This window comes from Psychrobacter sp. AOP7-B1-24, from assembly GCF_052376215.1.
Taxonomy (GTDB): Bacteria; Pseudomonadota; Gammaproteobacteria; order Pseudomonadales; family Moraxellaceae; genus Psychrobacter.
Genome location: NZ_JBQSVL010000145.1, coordinates 1 through 2,968, shown reverse-complemented (window position 1 = coordinate 2,968; position 2,968 = coordinate 1). Strand labels below are relative to the sequence as shown.

Below are 2,968 nucleotides of genomic sequence, written 5' to 3'. Positions count from 1 at the left end.
TCATCTGTGATACCAGTCATTGGCGGTAGCACGCGTTTACTATATAAGCTACCCACCCACGGTGTGTCTGCGGTAATCAGACGCAGTTGGGTCAAGTGAATGCCTGCTTCTAATGTTGAGGCATGACGTTCATGGTAGCGACGACTGATGGTCAGACCTGTCACGTGTGCCAGACTATTGCGCGCCAAGTGTACGATATGGGTGGCACGGTAGTGCTGATTGAGATGGTTGTGATCGACCAATATAAAAGTATCGGCAACATTCAAATCAGTGGCATGGGCGAGTGCATGATAGACGCTGTAGTGTCCTTGATGATAGTTTGCGACGACAGTCGCTTCATCGATGCTCTCGGTATCGGTCACTGGGGCAAACGCAGCAGGGGTGTCGAGCGTAAGAGTTTGGCCACTTACCTGATTGTCCTCGTCAGCACTATTTCCATCAGTGTTGCTGTTTATAGCAACATCAGCGGATTGAGTGGGGTGTGATAAGGTTTGCTGTAGCCGTTCCTACTTTTCGCTACTATCTTGACTAATCACAAGAGCAGGCACTAGAGCTTGAGTCGTTTTTGCGCTACGATAAGATCTCTGTCTAAATGCCTGAAATCTTTTGATCATCCAAGGATCTCCATTGCAATTATGGCTAGTGGTGACATTAAAATCTTGCAAAGAGTGGTTGTAGTTGGAGTGGATTTATTGAACAGTATTCACCTGTATCATAGCTGTCATCCATATCTTTATCGCCAATTGCTTGATAGTTATCAGCCATATTTAAATAGGCTATTGTTCTGTTTGGATCAGAAATTATAATAGAGTCGTTTATTTGAGTTAGGATATTTATAAATGAGTACAAAAATAGCAATATATAAATAGAAAAGCCCTTGGATACATACGGGTACCGCTAAGTTGTAGTTTGAATTATTATCAAAGGCTGTTATAAAAGACATCCAAGCATAGTGGCTGCATGTTTGAAAATAAAAAATATATGATATGTTTGAATTTTCAACAAGCTTAAACCTTCTATTATAGGGAATTTTACATCATCAGAATATAAAAAGTAAATTTAGAAATCAAATGTATAGACCCATTGAGTAATGCTTTTGTCAGGCTTAATAGTCCAAACAATATTATTTGTATTACCATCAGTTCCATTGGAAGCAGTTAGATATATATTTCCTGATTTTTTGTCAAAGTATGCTACATGAGAGTTTATATTAATATTTTCGATGTTTTTTATTTTTTCTTGACTTAAGCAATTGAGTCTGTCGTTAATGCAAATGCTTGTGTAATTATTCTCATTGTATCTTATATAAATTTTATTTTTTTTGTTATATAAAACATGAAGGTTGCTCAAAGATTTATATTTGAATTTATTTTCTAAAACTAAGATTCTAGAGGTATGTATATATCCTAGACCTTTCTTAGTTTGAGAATAACAAAAATCATCCACTCTGCCACCCTCATTGTAACAATAAATGAGTGTACCATTATCTATCTTATCAATAATTTTAGATTTTAAATCAGGTAGTTTTCTCAGATTAACATGACCATCAGAGTCGTTGATAATACCATATCCACTAATATCATAATTATAGAAAGTATTAGAAGCTGCTGAAGCTGAAAATAGCAAGGTCAAGCCTATCAAATAAAGTTTTTTCATATGATTAATCCTTTATTCATTCGGGGTTGCACCAGATGGTGGAATATGATTATTTGGATTTCCATCAATATTTATCTTAGTTTTTATTGATTTTTGAGTCTTGAGTATTTCATTAATCTTGTCTCGAATACTGGTTAGCTCCTTTTTTGACCCGCTTAAACCGACACAACCCAAAGTTCCTTTATTATTACCGTCAGGATGTATACGTAGCAAAGATCTTTTGGTGCTAAACTGAGGGTCAATATTAAAGCTAAAACCGACTCCATTCTTGTTCATACCTTTACTGTAACTACCTGCTTCAGTTCTATCACGATACGTATGCGTAGTATATTCTCCATTAGGAGGCGCACCACTACCGAACCCTCCACTATTTGCAACAATAGACATTTCAAGCTTATTTCCCTTATAAATATATAAATTACCTATACCCAGTATTTCTGATACCATTTTCCCATCAATAACGATTAAATATTCTCCTAAGTTCCTTGTAATATTGACATTTGATAATGCAGCCATAAGAGGTACAGCTTTGATAATTGTTAATTCTTTATCAGATAAATTATCAAACTTATTACCGATTTCACTCATTAATTACCTCTTTTATTATTGATTCGCTGATAAATAGGATTCATGTATTATACTTATCAATAACACCATATCTCAACGCTGTAGTAGTACTCTCTTTGGAATGCTCTTATCTTTACCAAGGTTAGTCATTTTCTCATAATATTTTTTATAGTATTCATCCGCTTTAGTTTCATCGCCAATGGCTTGATAATTATCAGCGATATTCAAGTAAGCTACCGCTCTTTCAGGATGAGAGCTTATGACAGAGTCTAACAACTCTATGGCTTCATTGTGATAGCCATACTGTCCAAAGTAAAAAGCGAGGTTATTTGATAACTCTATATCGTCTTCATAGTAGTAAAGAGCGTCGATGTAATCTTCAGGCATACATCCGTCACCACTATCAGAATCGTTAGTTTGAATGAGTGATTCGACGATCGCCTGTTTGTTAGGGGTATCTTTGTCCATTAGTAGCTGATACTTATCTAACAAAATGTCAGGAATTACCTTTTCGCCTTTGTAGAAACCAGTCGAAAATAATTTTTGATTAATTTTTCCAAAATTGATTAACGATAATAGACTGTGTGTAGTTGGAGGCTCGATATTTTTAATAGAGTCTAGTTCGTGACCACAATAATTTAAATATAGCAACTGGTAAGTATTAATCAATATAAAATCATTTTTTCTCTTATCAAATAAGAATTCCAGCACATAATGATTTTGCTGACCATCTTGTCTTAATTTG

4 protein-coding genes are annotated in these 2,968 nt (G+C 35.1%); all 4 read right to left on the bottom strand.

Annotated elements, in window-relative coordinates; translation table 11 throughout:
- Positions 1-362 (bottom strand): hypothetical protein (locus ACT3QP_RS14530; protein WP_444525991.1); only part of this gene is annotated, 362 nt, incomplete at its 3' end.
- 697 nt (positions 363-1,059) lie between these two features.
- Entirely contained in the window at positions 1,060-1,656 is a 597-nt protein-coding gene (locus ACT3QP_RS14525) for a hypothetical protein (protein WP_192520778.1), read from the bottom strand.
- Between the two features lie 12 nt (positions 1,657-1,668).
- Entirely contained in the window at positions 1,669-2,244 is a 576-nt protein-coding gene (locus ACT3QP_RS14520) for a hypothetical protein (RefSeq protein ID WP_192520779.1), read from the bottom strand.
- 72 nt (positions 2,245-2,316) lie between these two features.
- Positions 2,317-2,968, bottom strand: a 652-nt coding sequence (locus ACT3QP_RS14515; RefSeq protein WP_444525990.1) for a tetratricopeptide repeat protein, incomplete at its 5' end; no start/stop codon positions are given.